Origin of the sequence: Bacteroides oleiciplenus YIT 12058 (genome assembly GCF_000315485.1) — a bacterium.
Lineage (GTDB): Bacteria > Bacteroidota > Bacteroidia > Bacteroidales > Bacteroidaceae > Bacteroides > Bacteroides oleiciplenus.
Genome location: NZ_JH992946.1, coordinates 158,413 through 176,876, shown reverse-complemented (window position 1 = coordinate 176,876; position 18,464 = coordinate 158,413). Strand labels below are relative to the sequence as shown.

Sequence of the window (18,464 nt, the reverse complement as noted above, 5' to 3'; positions counted from 1 at the left end):
CTGAATCACTATTTTACATGTTTTACTTCTGAGCGTAAAGATACACCATTTTCATTGAATGCCTCCACACAGAAATAATAATCCTGGTCGGTAGTGAGAGATTTCATCAGCAGGTCATTCTTACCATACACCATCCAGGAACTGTAAAGTTTATCGGGAGCGATGCCCCACAACACGTTGTAGCCCTGCGCACCTTTTACAGGCTCCCAACCGATGGCGATGTCACGACGGTCGGCATAGCGGTCAAGAAACAGCTTTTTCGGTTGTTGTGGTGCCTTGCCTGTACCCAGTCCGAATACGCGAAGCTCGGAAATAGCCAGGTTCGGAGTAGGTACGTCTATGTTCTTGTAGCGGATATATCGTGCCGGTTCGGGCAGGGACAGTTCTACATAATCGTTCGGAGTATCCTTGTAGCTCTCTTTGCGGTCCACCAGCACTTTCCAGTCCTGTCCGTCCAGCGAGCCTTCAATGATGTAACGGTGGCGGAGGTCTTCGTAACGGCCGTACATGTCACTCTGATAGTCATGATAGTTAATCTGAATGGCACATACATCGGCAGGCTTCTCCAAATCGATCATTACCCATTGGCGCTCATCGTTGGCTTCGGCCAACCAGAAGGTCTTAGTGAGTTCATCCGTCAGTGCAGATGGTTGGAACTCCCCTTTTGTAGTAGAAGCTGTGACCGGTTTGCCATAGGAAAGCAGCATCCAGCCCCTGAACTCACCGGCTTTACCCGGAACGGCAGGTGCATAGCGGGGGTAATCTCCGAAACGGGTGTCGCAATACATAATGCCGTCTTTATCGAACCCGGCAGGGAACATACAAAGGCGTCGTTCCCAGTTCACATTAATGGAGAGGGACATCGAAGCAAAATGCCAGTACTGCCCGCCGGGTCCAAGTACAGTGCTTCCATGTCCGGCACCATTCATATATCCGCCCGGTTTATAGGAAACGGGATTGTGCTTCTGATAGGTATAAGGTCCCATCGGGTGGTCTGCCACATAGACACCGTCAGCGTAGACATTAAACTCTGTGCCCGGTGCACCGTATTGCATATAGTATTTCCCGTTGTGTTTCGTCAGCCAGGGACCTTCGATATATCCGCCCAGCACAGTGTCCGTATGATTCTCGCCGAAACGTTCCCAGCCATGCTTGGGCATATCCAGGTTAAAGAGCTCTTTCGTCTCGCCCTTCTTCGTGAAGCGGTGGTTCTTATCCAGCTCCATACCACGGATGGGATAGACGTTGGATGAACCCCAGAACATGTAAGCTTTGCCATCGTCGTCGATGAACAAATCAGGGTCCTGCAGGTTGTGCAGGATGGCTGGCGTTGCTTCCCAATCGCCCGAAGCCGGATTATCGGTATACAGGATACTCATAGAACCGGAAGGATCACCGGCTACATAGAGCACGGAATCCTTATAGTTGTGTGCCGCCGGAGCATTACACCCTTGCGGATACCAGTTCTTTCCGGGGCGCACAAACTCCCAATTCAGCAAATCGCTCGAACGCCAGTAGCCATGCGAACGGGTGACGAACATATAATATTCTCCCCGGAACTCCACCACTGCGGGGTCGGCGCCCGAACGGTAGGAAATATCCCGGTCGGAATTATAAATCATATACGTGTAATCGATGTTCAGAGGATTACAGTAGGTATCCTGACGCATATCCTGCGCCGGAAGGGTAGTCCATGCAATCAGGCAGGCTACGGTCAGTAATAGGTATTTCATATTCTTCATCTCTGTTTTTTTATCGGGTTCGTTCATTTGCACAGTTCGCCGGGAACATCATATTGCTTCTGTAAACGTTCAAGTTCAGCCATAAGTTCGGCGGTAACCTTTTCCATGCCTTTTTTCCCATACAGGTTATGCATTTCGGTCGGGTCGGTCTTTAAGTCATACAGTTCCCACTTGTCATCCACGTAGAAGTGCATCAGTTTATAGCGCTCCATCTTCACGCCATAGTGTGCACGGACACTATGGAAGCCGGGAAACTCATAATAATGATAATAGAGCGATTTACGCCAGTCACGCGGCGTTTTTCCCTTCTCCACCAACGGACGGAAAGACACGCCCTGCATATCCCGGGGAACTTCAATGCCGCACATATCCAGGAAGGTAGGTGCAAAATCAATGTTCTGCGTCAGTCCGGTCACCTGGGTTTCCGGTTTGATATGCCCCGGCCAGCGCATCACCATCGGCATGCCGAAGGACTCTTCGTACATAAAACGTTTGTCGAACCATCCATGCTCACCCAGATAGAAGCCCTGGTCGGTGGTGTAGACAACTATTGTGTTCTTGTCCAGTCCGGTACGTTTCAGGTAGTCCAGAATCTCTCCCACACTTTCGTCCACGCTTGCCACAACGCCCATATAATCTTGCAGGTAACGCTGGTATTTCCACTCCGCTACTTCTTTGAAAGAACGTTGCTTAGAGTAGAACTCATTATTACGGTCACGATATGCATCGAGGAAACGGCGGCGCTCATCCGGCTCCATAGTCCCCAAGAAAGCATGCGGCCAAGGGTCGAACAGCAGGCTGTCGCTGTCCATACCGGCAACCATTTTCAGGTCGTGGCCCTCGTACATGTCACAATATATATTCATCTTCTGCATCTGTGCGGCATAGCGCCCCTCGTAAGCATCGAAATAGTTATCGGGAAGCGGGAAGGTGGTGTGCTCATACAGATGATAATGTCTCTCGGCAGGCACCCAGTTGCGGTGCACTGCTTTATGGTGCATCATCAGGAAGAAAGGCTTGTTCTTATCTTTCCGTCCGTCGAGCCACTCTTCCGTGTAACGGGTAATCAGGTCCGTCACATATCCCAGGTGACGGGTGGTATCTTTCTCCGTAATGAAATGCGGATTGCAATATTCTCCCTGGTCGTTGAGAATCATCCAATGGTCGAACCCGGTCGGGCGGGAAATAAGGTGCCATTTGCCGATGATGGCGGTTTCGTAGCCATTTGCCTGCAATATCTTCGGCAGCGTTTGTTGAGCGCCGTCGAAACCTTTTGCCCAGTTCTTCATGAAACCGTTCTTGTGACTATGCTTACCCGTAAGGATGGCGGCACGGCTCGGACCGGAAATGGAGTTGCAGCAGTAGTTATTCTGGAAAACCGCTCCTTCGTGTCCGATACGGTCGATATTCGGAGTCGGAGCGACCTTACCGATGGGATGCCCGTAGATACTCATTGCCTGACGGGCATGGTCATCACTCATGATAAAGATAATGTTAGGGCGTTCATTTTGGATGTCTTGCCCCTGTCCCTGCAGCGTTGCCGAAGGAACAAAAGGGAGCAGGACAAGCCCTAAAGAGAGTTTGTCTTTCATAGGTTTCTATATCAAATAAATGATTAATGAAGCGTCAGACCGGCAATAATGGGGGTATGGTCTGACAAATATCCGTCATCCGGTTTATCGTCTATCACCCGGAACTTATCAGCAGTCACCTGTCCGTTGACAAATATAAAATCAATCAACTGGCGATTCTCAACCGGGATGCGGCCAAAGTTGTGGAAGCTCCATGCCGGACCGTAGACTGTAGAGGCAACGGAATAGGCGTTCTTCATTCCACCACCAGAGAGGATAGTAATTGGTTCCGAGTCTACCGTTCCGTTGAAGTCGCCCGTCAGGATTATGGGCAAGCCCTCTGCAAGTTCGTGCATCTTCGCAAGCAGTAACTTGGCGCTCTCACGACGCGCCACTTTCCCTACGTGGTCGAAGTGAGTGTTGAAAGCTGCCAGTTTCTTGCCACTGGCCTTATCTTTCAGGATAGCCCAGGTCACGATGCGCTCGCAAGCGGCATCCCATCCCTTCACTCCAATCGTATCGGGAGTTTCGCTCAAACCGAAATTTCCGCTCTTTATCAGTTCAAAACGGTCCGTCTTATAGAAAAGGGAACAATATTCCCCTGCCTCCTTTCCATCCGCACGCCCCACGCCCAGAGCGGTATATTGGGGAAGACGGTTCTTTAAATCGTCCAACTGGTTCTTCACGACTTCCTGCATGCCCACCACATCGGGAGCATAGTAGGCAATCATCTTTGCCGCATTATCCTTGCGGTACTTCCAGTTGTTCAGACTATCTGCCACGTGGTCCAGACGAATATTGTACGACATGACATCAATCTTAGCTTCCGGCTGCCTGCCGCACGAAGCGACAAGCAGGACGAAAGCAACTAATACACTATTAAAAAACATCTTTTTCATGGTATCTTGTATTTATTTTAAGTAAGGGGACGTAAACCCTAATTTCTTCAGTCCGCTCTGTACATCCGGATGGCTCATAAAGAGCTTCCAGATGAGACCCGTGCGGTAGTTTTCAATCATCACCACAATAGGTCCCTGGTCGATGGCCAGATACGAAGGTGCAAACCAGTTCTCCGTCAAGTTGAAAGCATCCTTAAAACCATATTCCCCCCAAAGTTTACCGCCCAACTCTTCATAGAAGTAGCGCATGGCCTGAAGCGAATATTCCGGCGCGTAAGGGATGGAAGACAAGGCAGCTGTGGGAGTAATCACTCCACGGTCGTTGCCGGGGCAATGGGCCGAATAACCTTTATCCCCGTCACTGGCTGTCAGTCCCCAGCATTGTGCACCATATCCTTTGTATCCCTTCGGGTTGTCGATGCAATAGGCACGGTTTATCAAAGTATGAGCCTTCATCTGCTCCTCGTAATCTGCATAACGGTCTTTCAATCCGCGCGGGTCGAGCCCCATATAGGAATAATGGGTAAAGAACAGCGGGCCGCCAAAATCAGTTCCCAAAGGCAATGTTATATCATAGAACTGTTTACCGTTCCTGAAAACGATGGAGTTGGCCCATCCTTTATGATACACCGATTCCGCAATGGGATAGGTGGGCGAAGCAGCGGCAAGGATATAAGTGATGTGACACTCATTATGCCCCTTAATCTGATGGTTCATTGCCCAACCGTTATTAGGCGACCAGTGCCAGTAAAGCACGTCTTCGCCATTGGTGAACCAGTTCCATTCCGCCTGACGCCACAATCCGTTGATAAGCCCCCGGATGTTTCTTTCCACCGGGGTATCTTTGTCAAAGTACTGGTGTGCAGCCAGCAAGCCTTCGAACATAAAGGCAGATTCCACCAGGTCGGCTCCATCATCTTTCCGGCTGAAAGGGACGGTCTTTCCTGTCTGCCCGTCTATCCAGTGCGCCCAGATGCCATGATAACTGTTCGTGCTCTTGTCGTTCAGGAAGCTAACAATCTTCAGCATACGCTCCGCTGCCTGCTCGCGGGTAACGAAACCACGCTCCGCACCGACGATGATAGCCATCACTCCGAAACCCGAACCGCCGATAGTCACAATATCATCGCTACCATTACTACGTTCGCGCGCCAGCCCCGAAACCGGATGCCCGTAATCCCAGAAGTAACGAAAAGTTTGCTTCTGCACCAGAGTCATCAGTTCTTCATCGGACAATGACTTCTCTTTCTTGCCCCCCGAAGCTGCCGGAAGCAGGCTGAATGGATAGAGCAAAAGTATTAAATATATCAATATTCTCATAATAATCAATCTATTAGTTTAATGCCGGGCTCTCAAAACCCAATTTCTTCAATCCTTGCTGAATGTCCGGTATAGCCATGAACAAATTCCAGAGCATTCCTGTCCTGTGGTTCTCTATCATGCAGATAATCGGTCCCTGGTCGATGGCGATACATTGATTATCATACCAGTTGGCTGTCAGGTTAAAAGCATCTACAAAGCCATAGTCCCTCCAGAGTTTGTCACCCATCTTATAATAGAAGAAGTGTAAAGCGGACAAAGACTCTTCCGGTGTATAGGGGAAAGCCGAAAGGGCAGCCGTAGGAGCAATCACACCTTTATCGTTGGAGGGTGAATGGGCGGAATATCCACTGTCGCCATCGCTGGCCGTCAATCCCCAGCAGGAAGTTCCATAACCGGCATAGCCTTTGGGATTCTCTTTACAATAGTTGTAGTTTATCAAGGTGTGGTTCCGGTTCTGTTCCCAGTAGTCTGCATATGAGTCTTTTAGCCCTTTCGGGTTAATGCCGAGAAAGGAGTATTGGGACAAAAACAACGGTCCGCCCTTCTCGGCACCTAACGGGAGTTTATAACCGTAATAAGTGTTGCCATTCCTGAAGCCGCCATTCCTTGCCCATCCTGCCTCATAGACAGTCTTGTCGATGGGGTACGTAGGCGAAGAAGCAGCGAGTACATACGTAATCAGACACTCATTCCACCCTCTGATGGGCAGGTTCTTCTCAAATCCGTAGTTAGGACTCCAATGCCAATAGAGCACTGATTCCCCGTTTTTCTGGAACCAGGTCCATTCGATGGCTTCCCATAGGCGGGTGATGTCGGAACGCAACTTGCTCTCGGCTTCCGAAGCTTCTTTGAAGTAAGCACGGGCTGCCAGTAGTCCCTGAAAGAGCAGGGAGGTTTCCACCAGGTCGGCACCGTCATCTTTATCACCGAAAGGCTGGGTCTTGCCCGTAGAGCCGTTAATCCAATGCGAATAGGCACCGTGATAACTCGTGCACTCTTCATCCAGGAAAGTAACAATCTTCTGCACTCTGCCGAGAGCTTCCTGACGGGTAACAAAGCCTCTTTCGGCTGCCACCAGCATAGCCATCACCCCAAAGCCTGTGCCTCCGGTGGTTACCACATCGGCGGAAGTGGTACGTTCACGCGCCATTCCCGAATGTTCGTGCCCGAAATTCCAGAAATACTTGAAAGTTTGCTTCTGCACCAAGGTCAGCAATTCTTCATCGGGAATACGGTCGAATTTATCCGAATCGTCCATTCCGGTTTTAATTTCATAAACCTTGCCGTTGGAGAGTAATACTCCGGAGGTGGATTTCACCCCCGGATTGATTACCAGTTTGTATGAGGAAAAGCTCTTAAAGCCACCTGTTGGTGTCAAAGAGAGTTTATCGGCACCCGATAAACTGAAGTTGCATGCCACTGCCTGATCGTTCTGTTTCAGGGCAATGTTGGCACGGGCCGATGCCTCATCCACCGCATCCGTAAAGGTAAGCACGATACCGGCATCGGGAGCTACATTGTCGAAAGAGCTCTGATCCTGCTTGTCACCGATAGAGATGCTTTTCAGTTCAAACGCACCGGGTGTTTCCGGGGCATCATCTTTGCTGCAAGCCGCCAACAACAGGCATAGCATGAAATAAATGACTCTCATATTCACTACGTTCTTCATGTTTGTTATTCTTTACCGGAATAAAGTTGTTTTATCTCAGATGCGGATATAGCTCTGTCGTAGAAACGGAACTGGTCTAACTGTCCCGGGAAATTGGATGCCCAACTCTGTGCACCCGCACCTTCCGTCAGGCTGGGCTTAGTGCTGAACTGGAATGCTCCGATAGCAAACGTACCCCAATCTTTGAATTTAAGCTTTCCATATCCGGGAAGTTCCTTTGTAAGAGCACTTTCACCGTTCCGGTAAACCGTCATCATCGAGTTATCCCCGTCGTAAACGAATGCCATATGCACCCATTCAGTACCAAAGACATTGTCAACCTTAGCCTCCACCCATCTCTCGTCATTGTCCTTCACTGATGTACAGTTGTAGAGGTGCATCTTGAAGAAAGCCTGGGTTTCGCTGCCCGTATTTTCCAGGTAGATATCGAAATTACCCCAGAAAGTCTTGGTGTTGGGGATACTGAAAATACCGTAAGCTGACGTGTTTCTCGTTGTTTTCATCCAGAAAGCAACCGTACAGCTTCCCAGTTCGGGTATGGTATCGTTCAGGTAAGAAGGGACACGTGCCAGCAGGTAAGAGTCTTTCGTTCCCTGATAAGCCTGTCCGTTGACTCCGTCAGTATAGGTGATTTCTCCACCGGCGCTCATCAAAAAGGTGTAGTTGCCTTTATCGCGCATATCATTCTCAAAAGGCAGGAATAGTTTCATCGGTGAATACTCTTTCCCGGCGGAACTGTCCGGATAGTCGAAAGCCGGATGATCCATATCCTGGAAGCAAGATTGCAGTGTGAATGCCGACAAACCGAAGGCCAGCAATAAGTTTATATATCTTTTCATGGTCGTTACTATATGGATTAATAATTAGGGTTCTGAACTAATACACCGTTTGATTTGTCAATCTCGTCCTGAGGCAGAGGCAACAATGCGTGCTTGTCCTGATAACCGGTCTTTCCGGCAGCATGCAGCACTTCTTTGGCAATTCCCCAACGCACGAGGTCGTAGAAACGGTCGAATTCCATGCCCAGTTCAACCCGACGTTCGTGACGGATAGCTTCGCGCAATTCGTTCTGGTCATCGGTAGTCACCTCCGGCAGGATATTGCCGTTCGTGCCGCGGGCACGACTACGCACCATCTCAAGGTATCTCTTCGCATTAGTCTTGTCGCCCGTTTCGCAAGCTGCTTCCGCAGCCATCAATACTACATCAGAGTAACGGATCAGACGGATGTTCACCCAATATCCACTCTTTGTGTACAGTGTACGCAAAGCCGGATCAGTATATACTTTCTTATTGAAATACTTAGCTATCACGTCAGCATTGGCAATCGGCTTTTCACCATAAGGTTTGTTGGCAGGAATTGTCGATGGGTCTTCTCCCGTCTTGATGAAATACAACAGGGTCTCATCTTTTCGGGGATCACCTTCTTCAAATGCGTCGGCCAATAATTGGGTAGCAGTATGTTGTCCCCAACCTAAATTCCATTCACCGGCTCCACGACATCCCTGCACTTGGGCATACTGGCTACCGATATCATTGGAACCCGGGAGAGCCGTAGTAGAAGTACATTGCAGTTCCAGGACAGACTCACTACAGTTTTCTCCTTTTTCACGGAAAATGGTTTCGTAAGGTGTATTCAGGTTATATAAACCGGAAGCGATCACATCTTCTGCCGCAGCACGCATATTATTCCAGTCATTACGCATCATGTAGGTACGGGCATGCAAAGCGCGGGCTGCCCCCCAGCTAAGACGGCCAACGTATTGTGCCTCCCAGGTACGCGGCAAACAAGATTCCGCATTGCTCAGGTCTTCATCAATCAAGGTGTAAATCTGGGCAACAGAAGACTTGGGTATATTGGCATCTGCCACAGTCTCTACCTTAAAATCAATCAGAGGCACTTCACCAAAAGCACGCACCAGATTGAAATAGCAGAAAGCACGCATGAATAGGGCTTCCCCTTTATTTATCAGGTCGCCGCCTGTCAATGACGGGTTCGACTTCATCTCTTCCAATACATCATTGGCTTTATGAATCAACGTATAGTTAGCGTTCCAGTAACTTTTTATCATGCCGTTACTTGCAGCATATTCAAAGTCATCGAACATCTTTCCCGTCGCAGCTCCGTCAGACAATGTACTTCCCTTTTCCGCATCTTCCGAGCGCATGCCATGAATAGCCAGCGCCGTGTTTCCCGACACGATATGATAACCACGGAGCAGAGCATACATATTAAAGATCTGTGTCTCATAGGTACCTCCGGTCAGGTCATCTTCGGTCAATGATCCCTGAGGTTTCTGGTCTAACAGGTCACTGCATGACATCTGAGAACATCCCAGTGCCAAAGCCATTATATAATAAAATATCTTTTTCATACTGATCGTCTTTCTTTTATTAGATTTCATGTTTAGAATGATAAATTAAAGCCCAAGGTATACACAACCGGCATCGGGTATCCTCCACCATCAATACCGAACGAGGTTGCGCTACCACCCACTTCCGGAGTATATCCGGTGTTACGACTCCACGTCTTGGGGTTCTGGATGTTACCATAGATGCGCAAAGCTTGCAACTTGATGCGGCTCAGCAAACGGGGATCGAAGGTATAGCCCAATTCTATGTTACGGATGCGGAAGAAACTGCCGTCCTCTACGAAGTAAGAAGAGGCTTCCAGGTTTACGGAACGGGACGGATCAAGAATCGGTTCCCAATTGGATGTTCCTTCGCCATGCCAGCGGTTCAGACGCTCTGTGCGATAGTTGAACTGTGCATAAGCACTGCCATCCCAATCGCGATAAACCTCATTTCCATAAACTCCCATCATATCCACACTCAAGTCAAAGTTCTTATAGCCCAGACTTACATTAAAGCCATACGTAAAATCAGGAGTAGGATTACCAATCATCGTACGGTCTTTCTCTGAAATGATACCGTCTCCATTGACATCGGCAAACTTCAAGTCACCCGGCTTCACGGAAGCTACCTGATTGGGGAATGAGGTTTCGATATCCGTCTCGTTCTGATAAACTCCTGCCACTTTATATCCATAGAAGTAACCGATGGGATAACCTTCGGACACACGGGAAACACCGTTGATGATGGAGTAGTCCTTGCTTATCAGTGACACCACTTTATTATCAATGGTAGTCAGGTTGGCAGAAACGCCATAACGCCAGTCTTCACCGATTTTATCGTTCCAGGATGCCGACAATTCAAAACCACGGTTACGAATCTCACCTGTATTCTGCAATGCAGGAACCGTGCCTGAAAGCCCGGGAACAGTGGTCAGCAAATCTTTCGTTGTCTTGTTGTAATAAACGGGAGACAACTGCATGCGACCACCCAGCAGATGCATATCGAAGCCTACTTCCCATGAGTAGTTGCGTTCCCAGCCCAATGTCTGCGAAATAAGTTTGTCCGGTCCTTTACCTGCAATCACATTGTCACCGAAGACGGCTGAGCCCGAACTTGTGATGTTGGGATAAGCCGGATACCGGGAACCGCCTGTGTTCTGACTTCCCAAAACTCCCCACGAACCTTTCAGCTTCAGATAATCAATCACATTTTGTTTCTTCATGAAGTCCTCTTCACTCATTACCCAACCGGCACCGAATGAGTAGAAGTTATCCCATGTATTTCCTGTTCTCTTGAATACGGAAGAACCGTCGCGACGATAAGAGGCATTAAACAAGTAACGGTTTTTATAGTTATACAGTGCACGGAACAGATAGGACATGGTGAAACGCTTGTATTGGGATGCTCCGTTAGTAGCTGATGTGGGATCGTCGATAATGGAAATCCACCACTTATCCTCGTCTTCGCCAATGGGAACACCATAACCCGGCAACTGGCTGCGACCGCCTGACAAGTCAGAGTACTCATTATAGTTTGTCGTAAGACCGGCCGTCAGTGTCAGTCCATGATCGCCGAACTGGTTGATATAGGTCAATACATAGTCAGACTGTGCAGCCATTGAGGTAGACTTGGACTGGCTGACACTTTCTTTATCCGTCAGCCTTTCTTTACCGCCTTCCACATCCGGATTGTACACATAGATGAGCGGAGAATAAGAACGTGACTGGTTGGAAGCATAATCCAGAGAGAAAGTAGCTTTAAAAGTCAGGTTCTTCATCAGGTCAAGTTCACCATAGATATTTCCAGCCATACGGTAATTGGCAGACTTGTTATGAGCACCTCTCAATACGGGCTCAATCATCGGATTCCATACCTGGGCGCGCTGGAAATCGGGAAGCGTGTGCAGTAGACCGCTTTCCTGCTCATAGACAGGAGCAATCGGAGCTGCTTTCAGGGCAGAACCCACACCCTTTGCATCAGGATACAAGGCACGCACACCGTTCACCTGAAAACCGAAGCGCAGGAAGTCGGTTACTTTATGTTCGCTATGCAGATTTACTGTAAACTTATTCAGCTTTTCACTTTGAATGGAACCTTCTTCCATCACATATCCCAAACCTAAATAGAATTTGCTTCTTTCTCCCGAAGCCATAATGCTAACCGTATTGTTAGTGAGGAAACCAGTCTGGAACATTTCATCCTGCCAGTCGGTATCTGCATTCCACACGGTGTAGTCGTACGGATCACCGCCTTGGTTCATACGTTGTTCATTATAGAGCATCTTGAACTGCTCTGCATTGGTCAGGCTGACATGGTCGGTAACTGTCTTCCAACCTACTGAACCGTTGATGTTGACCTGAGTCTTGCCTTCTTTAGCCTTCTTGGTAGTGATAATGATAACTCCATTGGCACCGCGTACACCAAAAATAGCCAGGGAAGAAGGGTCTTTCAGAATTTCCATGGATTCAATATCAGCCGTATTCAAATAGTTGATATTATCGGTGAACAATCCGTCGACTACATACAGCGGAGTATAACCGTTGATAGAGTTCGTACCGCGAACACGGATTTCAGGATCTTGTCCGGCACGGCCTGTATTGACTACCTGCACACCGGCAACCTTACCTTGAATAGAAGCTAAAGGATTAACAGATGGTTTGGAAGCAATGTCGGCAGCTTTCACCGTTACGATAGAACCGGTCAAATCGCGTTTCTTGGCACTACCGTAACCCACTACAACCACTTCTTCGATGAGCTGGCTATCTTCTTCCATCGCTACGTTGACGTTAGAACGACCGTTAAGTGCCACTTCCTGCTCTTTCATACCAATATAGCTGAATACCAAAGTGGCATTGGCCGGCACGCCCGAAAGCTGGTACTTTCCGTCAATATCGGTAATCGTTCCCATATTCTCCTGTCCCTTTACCCGGACCGAAGCGCCTATAACAGTCTCGCCTGTCTTGTCAGTAATGACACCCGAAACTGTAATCTTGTTCTGTGCCATCGAAACGACAGCGAACAACAACATCATACATGTAATTAATAGATTCTTCTTCATTTTGTATTGATTTAAAATTACTCCGCAAACGTATAGCATAAATTGATTTAAGTCAAAAAACGGGCTACCACAAGAGTACCACGCTTTATCAAAGTACTACTTTATAACTACTACACTCTAGCGGAACAAACTAGTTATCAGATGTTTATTTTCAATAAAGTTTCCATGTTCCCATATCGTCCTTACCCGCTTCCGATTCCGGAGCTTTATTGGAAGAACTCTTTCAGTATAACTTTACTTTAGGAACCCGTTGGCGGAATTAATGTTTTCTTCCTCGCGTCTGCAAGGACTCAAGACTGGGTCTGTTCACACCTGGTCCGTATCTGGTCCGTACCTGCTCCGTAGCAAATTCGGTTAGAGGTACCTTTAACCGAATTTGCTACGGAGCAGGTACGGACCAGATACCTATTTGATATGTTCCTGACTAAAGCCAGGCCAACGGCTAATTCCGCCAACGGGTTTTAGGATTATTAAAAGGGGTTAATGAAGGGTGAACAAAGCCTTATTCACGTTGCGGCTGTCAGTACCTATCATCACTTCAAAGTCACCCGGTTCGCACACAAAATCCAGATTGTAGTTGTAGAACTTCAGCATATCGGACGTTATCTTAAAAGATACTTGTCTCGCTTCACCAGCTTTCAGGAAGATTTTCTCAAAGCCTTTCAGTTCTTTCACCGGACGGGTTACACTGCCCACAAGGTCGCGGATGTAAAGCTGCACCACTTCGGCACCATCACGCTTTCCGGTATTGGTCACCGTTACGGTGGCTGTGATTTCACCGTTAATGTTCATGGACGATTGATCCAATGTAATGTCACTGTAAGAGAAAGTAGTGTAGCTCAAACCATATCCGAACGGATAGAGCGGCTCATTATCAACATCCAGATAGTTGCTGCGGAACTTCTGGAACCATTTGCCCTCCGCCAGAGGACGGCCGGTATTCTTATGGTTATAGAACAAAGGAATCTGCCCCACATTTTTCGGGAAAGTCATCGTCAGTTTGCCGCTCGGATTTACATTGCCGAACAATACATCACCAATGGCAAGGGCGGCTTCACTACCACCAAACCATACATTCAGGATGGCGGGCACATTTTCCTGTTCCCAGTTCAGCACCAAAGGACGGCCGGTGAACAATACCAGTACTACCGGTTTACCGGTTTTCAGTAATTCCTGCAAAAGTACACGTTGCGTATCCGGCATTTCAAGGTCTGTGCGGCAACTGCTTTCACCGCTCATTTCAGAAGATTCACCCAGGGCGGCAACAATCACATCCGACTTGGCTGCCACAGCGAGAGCTTCATCCAGCAATTCTTTGTCTGTACGGTTATCACGGTGCAAAGTGCGTCCAAACATGGTGGCACGTTCTTCATATTCGGCATCGCTCATCAGGTTGCTGCCTTTTGCCGTAAGAATCCTGGCTTTGCCGCCTACCACATCTTTCAGTCCTTCAATCAGCGAAGGATATTTATTCATCACGGCAGCCACGCTCCACGTACCCGGCATGTTGCTACGGCTATCCGCCAAAGGCCCCACTACGGCAATCGTTCCTTTTTTTGCCAGCGGAAGCACATTGCCTTCATTCTTCAACAGCACAAAACTTTCCGAAGCTGTTTTGCGGGCAATGGCACGGTGCTCTTTAGTAAAGACTTCTTTCTTCGGACGGGTTACATCGCAATACTTATAAGGATTATCAAAAAGACCAAGTTTGTACTTAGCTTCCAGAATACGGCGACAAGCAGCATCGACAGCCTTTACGGAAACCTTGCCTTCTTCCAGAGACTTCTTAAGGGTACTCGTGAAAGCATCGCTCACCATATCCATATCGACACCTGCATTCAGTGCCAAGGCGGCAACTGCCTGCGTATCGCCCATGCCATGGTCCGTCATTTCGGTGATACCGGTGTAATCCGTCACTACGAATCCGCCAAAGCCCCATTGCTTGCGAAGCACATCCGTCATCAACCATTTATTTCCGGTGGCCGGCACTCCGTCCACTTCGTTGAACGAAGCCATAACACTGCCCACACCTTCTTCTACAGCTGCCCGATAAGGCAACATATATTCATTGAACATACGCTGATGGCTCATATCCACTGTATTATAATCACGTCCGGCTTCCGGTGCACCATACAAGGCAAAGTGCTTCACGCAAGCCATGATTTCATTATTACGGCTCATATCTTTTCCCTGATAACCACGCACCATGGCGCGTGCAATTGCAGCTCCCAAGAAAGGATCTTCACCGTTACCTTCGGAAACACGCCCCCAACGGGCATCGCGGGAAACATCCACCATCGGGCTGAATGTCCAGCAAATACCGTCGGCACTGGCTTCAATGGCAGCGATGCGCGCAGATTCTTCAATGGCTTTCATATCCCACGTGCATGACAGGCCCAAAGGTATAGGAAATACTGTTTCATACCCATGAATTACATCCATACCAAACAGAAGGGGAATACCGAGGCGACTCTCTTCAATCGCCTGTTTCTGTACGTCGCGGATGCGTTCCACCCCTTTCAGATTGAAAAGACCGCCCACTTCACCGGCGCGGATACGTTTGGCCACATTACTGCTCTTGGCCTGGCCGGTAGTAATCTCTCCCGTCACCGGAAGGTTCAACTGGCCTATTTTCTCTTCGAGGGTCATCTTCTTCATCAAATCGTCGATGAAGCGGTCCATGTCTAAAGGAGATTTCTGTGCTTGTACACTAACAGATACAAACATCAACAACATTAAAAACAATTGTAACTTAAGGGATAAATGTCTCATGCTTTTCATTCTTTATTATTATTGGAGAAAAATGATTTCTCTGCAAATAAAGGGAAAGCCCCTCAAACTTTCATAATCCGGTACTACAACAAAAGTACCTTTAGGGAATATTACCCAAAAAGGAAGTACTATTTTAGTACTTCCTTTTACTTTATCAAACTAAGAATCAACTACTTAAAGTTTATCATAAAATCCGTCAGACTATCTTCCTGAGGCAGGTTGAACTTCTTACGCAGACGGTATCTTGCCGCATCCACTCCACGTATCGAGATGTTCAGCAGCTTCGCAATCTCCTTCGTCGGAAGGTTCAGGCGAAGCAAAGCGCAGAAGCGCAAGTCACCCGATGTCAGGTCAGGATACTGTTGTTTCAGATTCCGGAAGAAGTTCTCGTGTATCCGGTCAAAGTTAGCCTGAAACATGTTCCAGTTCTCTTCGTCCGAAACGATGTTGTTATTCACCAAAGCAAGCAGTTTATCCAGGTTCTTCCGTGTGTATTGTCCAGATAGCTTCTGCTGCTGTATCTCTTCTTTCAAGGAATTCAGGAATTCCTGATGGGCAATATTAGTCATTACTACTCCCGATAATTCCTTGCTCTTGAAACGCAGGTCCGCTTCAAGTTGCTCTTTCTCAAGCTCGATAATCTTCTTCTCTTGCAGTTCAATCTCAGCCTGGTGGGTTATCCGCTGTTGTTCAATCACACGGTCTTTCTTCTTCTTTACGGACTGATAGACCATGTATTGCAACAATAACAACAGAATCAGCCCTACAAGCACATAACCACTGATAGCCCAATAGGACAGGTACCAAGGCCTCAATATTACGAAAGGAAGTGTTGCCGATGCCAGAATCTGGTTTCCATCATATACTTCCGCTTTGAAAACATAAGAACCAAAAGGCAAACGGGTATATTTTTTCTCCAGACTACGCCCATCATCTACCCATTGGTCATTAAGACCTTCCAACTTGTACCTGACTTTATAGGTATAGTTATTATAAACCGGATAACACAAAGAGAAACTCACCGTACTAAACTCTGCCTCTATCTTGTTTTCTTCCTGTACAGGCAAATACTTCTTCTGCCCCGTCCATTCAGCTTCTGCCGTTATACCCGCAACCCATAAAGAACGCCTGACAGGAGACTTATACAGTAGAGCACTATCCGCCTCGATACGGGCAATGGCATTGTTCAAACAGAGATAAGAACTCTTACTACCTTTGTCATACACCATTGCCGCCCGCTCTTCTATCGACAGCCCTTCGAACAAAGAAAATGGAACCCGATGTTCAATCTGAAAGACATTCATCTCACACTTCACCAGATACGCCATCCGCCCACTGACAAACCAATACATATTACCGCCTGCATGACTCACATCATTTATCCCTTTCAGCTCCGGTAACTGCTCATTCATCACCTCGTAGGGGATTATCGAGTCAGTCATATCTTCATAAGTATAGAATGCCTTTCCGTTTGAAAAGACTACCCGACCGTTAATTTTAAAGAGAGAGAAATTCCCATCTTTCACATCTCCCAGTTCCATATATATTTTGAGGTCCTCTACCCTCTTCAGATCCGGACTGATCCGTAAGCGGAACAATCCCTTCCGCAAATGCTTTATCCAGATATTCCCCCGGTGATCCACTTCTATGCCTCGCACCATATGAGTAAACCCACCTAATGAATTCAGGAAACTCCAGACGCCGGAAGGATTTTCCTTATATAGATTCAAGAACGTATAAGTCCCCTGCAATAACCAAGGACGTCCTTCGAAATATATTTCCCGCATGCACATTGCCCCCCTTACGTCCGAAATCAATGATGCCTGCAAGCCTGATATCTGAAAAGTACCTTTATTATGCCCGCAAAGAATCTGGTTTCCCCACTCTTTGACGTACCATGCTTGTTCCTCCAATCCCGGAACAAGTTCCAACTTTCCACTCTTCATCCGATAAACGCCCTGATTGGAAGCCACATAAGCCTCATCTTCTTTTACCAGTACATCATAAATCATACCAATCTTCCGGTAAGGAGGTTCATAATAATATACCAGGGAGTTATTCAGTATATAAGCTATTCCTTCGTCCAAAGCCACCCAGACATTATTATCGGCATCACAGTAAAGTCCCAGAACCGTGTTGTTCTGCAAGCGACTATCCGTGTTTTCCTTCCAGAGTAACCGCCCCTTTTTATCTATCGCATAAACTCCGTTGGATATAGTACCGATGACATAACAGCTATCTTTCGTCATCACTGCCCGGTTAACGGTGTACTTCTCCAGTTCAGCATCACATTCCGTATGCCATTTCACTACCTTTCCATGTTGATAAATGAAGCCGCCACTATTCCTGGTCAGCAGCAAAGCGCCGTCATCATATGAGAGTCCTGCCATGACATCACTGTCTCCAAGCAATTTTCGATCAATCAGGTGCTCAAACCCATCATTTATAAAGATAGAAAGCCCTTCATTTATCAGTTGGGAATAAAAGGTATCACCTACCTGAAACAGATTCAGCGGGAGCGATTTCGTGCGGATACCTCTCACGGTATGTCCATCATAAATGAATAAAGAACCAAAAGACTGGAATACAATCTCATCCTGCACCGGCACAATACTCCAGATTTCATCATTCTGAAACCGGAAATCTTTCACTTCATCTTTCAATGAATGGTATACAAGACTGTCCAACGAGTCACGTTCAAAGTAGCCGAACTCTTCAAAAGAGCCTACAAATATTTTTCCGTCTTCACCAATGTATACAGCGCGCACAATATTCTTAGTAGGCAACTCATGCAGTTTCCACCTGTTCCCGTCAAATTCCAACAACCCCTTGTTGTTACCAATATACATGATTCCCCTCTCATCCTGGGCAACAGACCAGTTCTGAATACCTGCATTATAATTGGATACGGAATAACTTCTCACGATGGGAGAGAACGGAATAGAAGAACCTCGTGATAAACTACTAAATAGAGAAAAGATACAAAATAATAGCAGAGTTGTTCTCATAGACGTTGCTTTACGGTAATCTTTAAGCAAAGGTAGGAGTTTCTATCTAAAAAACGGGTAAATCTGCC

At 47.4% G+C, this 18,464-nt stretch carries 10 protein-coding genes; all 10 read right to left on the bottom strand.

Features of this window, described 5'->3' with window-relative positions; translation table 11 throughout:
* Positions 1 to 8: 8 nt before the first annotated feature.
* A complete protein-coding gene (locus HMPREF9447_RS25190) occupies positions 9 to 1,733 on the bottom strand; it encodes a family 43 glycosylhydrolase (RefSeq protein ID WP_044138733.1) in 1,725 nt (574 codons plus the stop codon).
* A gap of 32 nt (positions 1,734 to 1,765) precedes the next feature.
* On the bottom strand, positions 1,766 to 3,334 hold the full coding sequence (locus HMPREF9447_RS25185; protein ID WP_009132486.1) for a sulfatase family protein: 1,569 nt from the start codon (positions 3,332 to 3,334) through the stop codon (positions 1,766 to 1,768).
* 23 nt (positions 3,335 to 3,357) lie between these two features.
* Positions 3,358 to 4,212 carry an endonuclease/exonuclease/phosphatase family protein gene (locus tag HMPREF9447_RS25180; RefSeq protein ID WP_009132485.1) on the bottom strand — a complete coding sequence of 285 codons (855 nt, stop codon included), beginning with the start codon at positions 4,210 to 4,212 and terminating at the stop codon, positions 3,358 to 3,360.
* A gap of 12 nt (positions 4,213 to 4,224) precedes the next feature.
* A complete protein-coding gene (locus HMPREF9447_RS25175; RefSeq protein ID WP_009132484.1) occupies positions 4,225 to 5,532 on the bottom strand; it encodes a glucoamylase family protein in 1,308 nt (435 codons plus the stop codon).
* Positions 5,533 to 5,545: 13 nt separating this feature from the next.
* On the bottom strand, positions 5,546 to 7,186 hold the full coding sequence (locus HMPREF9447_RS25170; RefSeq protein WP_044138732.1) for a glucoamylase family protein: 1,641 nt from the start codon (positions 7,184 to 7,186) through the stop codon (positions 5,546 to 5,548).
* 23 nt (positions 7,187 to 7,209) lie between these two features.
* Entirely contained in the window at positions 7,210 to 8,043 is an 834-nt protein-coding gene (locus HMPREF9447_RS25165; protein ID WP_009132482.1) for a LamG domain-containing protein, read from the bottom strand.
* Between the two features lie 17 nt (positions 8,044 to 8,060).
* On the bottom strand, positions 8,061 to 9,578 hold the full coding sequence (locus HMPREF9447_RS25160; RefSeq protein ID WP_009132481.1) for a RagB/SusD family nutrient uptake outer membrane protein: 1,518 nt from the start codon (positions 9,576 to 9,578) through the stop codon (positions 8,061 to 8,063).
* Between the two features lie 32 nt (positions 9,579 to 9,610).
* On the bottom strand, positions 9,611 to 12,616 hold the full coding sequence (locus HMPREF9447_RS25155) for a SusC/RagA family TonB-linked outer membrane protein (protein WP_044138692.1): 3,006 nt from the start codon (positions 12,614 to 12,616) through the stop codon (positions 9,611 to 9,613).
* Positions 12,617 to 13,096: 480 nt separating this feature from the next.
* Positions 13,097 to 15,388: a beta-glucosidase BglX gene (gene bglX, locus HMPREF9447_RS25150; protein ID WP_009132479.1), complete on the bottom strand. Its 2,292-nt coding sequence runs from the start codon at positions 15,386 to 15,388 to the stop codon at positions 13,097 to 13,099.
* Between the two features lie 170 nt (positions 15,389 to 15,558).
* The gene (locus tag HMPREF9447_RS25145) at positions 15,559 to 18,396 is read right to left on the bottom strand and encodes a triple tyrosine motif-containing protein (RefSeq protein WP_009132478.1); all 2,838 of its coding nucleotides are present in this window, start codon (positions 18,394 to 18,396) and stop codon (positions 15,559 to 15,561) included.
* Positions 18,397 to 18,464 lie beyond the last annotated feature (68 nt).

Excerpts from the sequence above, each read along its gene's own strand:
- HMPREF9447_RS25175 (WP_009132484.1), bottom strand. The coding sequence starts at position 5,532 with ATGAGAATATTGATATATTTAATACTTTTGCTCTATCCATTCAGCCTG.
- HMPREF9447_RS25185 (WP_009132486.1), bottom strand. The coding sequence starts at position 3,334 with ATGAAAGACAAACTCTCTTTAGGGCTTGTCCTGCTCCCTTTTGTTCCT.
- HMPREF9447_RS25145 (WP_009132478.1), bottom strand. The coding sequence starts at position 18,396 with ATGAGAACAACTCTGCTATTATTTTGTATCTTTTCTCTATTTAGTAGT.
- HMPREF9447_RS25190 (WP_044138733.1), bottom strand. The coding sequence starts at position 1,733 with ATGAAATACCTATTACTGACCGTAGCCTGCCTGATTGCATGGACTACC.
- HMPREF9447_RS25170 (WP_044138732.1), bottom strand. The coding sequence starts at position 7,186 with ATGAGAGTCATTTATTTCATGCTATGCCTGTTGTTGGCGGCTTGCAGC.
- HMPREF9447_RS25180 (WP_009132485.1), bottom strand. The coding sequence starts at position 4,212 with ATGAAAAAGATGTTTTTTAATAGTGTATTAGTTGCTTTCGTCCTGCTT.
- HMPREF9447_RS25160 (WP_009132481.1), bottom strand. The coding sequence starts at position 9,578 with ATGAAAAAGATATTTTATTATATAATGGCTTTGGCACTGGGATGTTCT.
- bglX (WP_009132479.1), bottom strand. The coding sequence starts at position 15,388 with ATGAGACATTTATCCCTTAAGTTACAATTGTTTTTAATGTTGTTGATG.
- HMPREF9447_RS25155 (WP_044138692.1), bottom strand. The coding sequence starts at position 12,616 with ATGAAGAAGAATCTATTAATTACATGTATGATGTTGTTGTTCGCTGTC.
- HMPREF9447_RS25165 (WP_009132482.1), bottom strand. The coding sequence starts at position 8,043 with ATGAAAAGATATATAAACTTATTGCTGGCCTTCGGTTTGTCGGCATTC.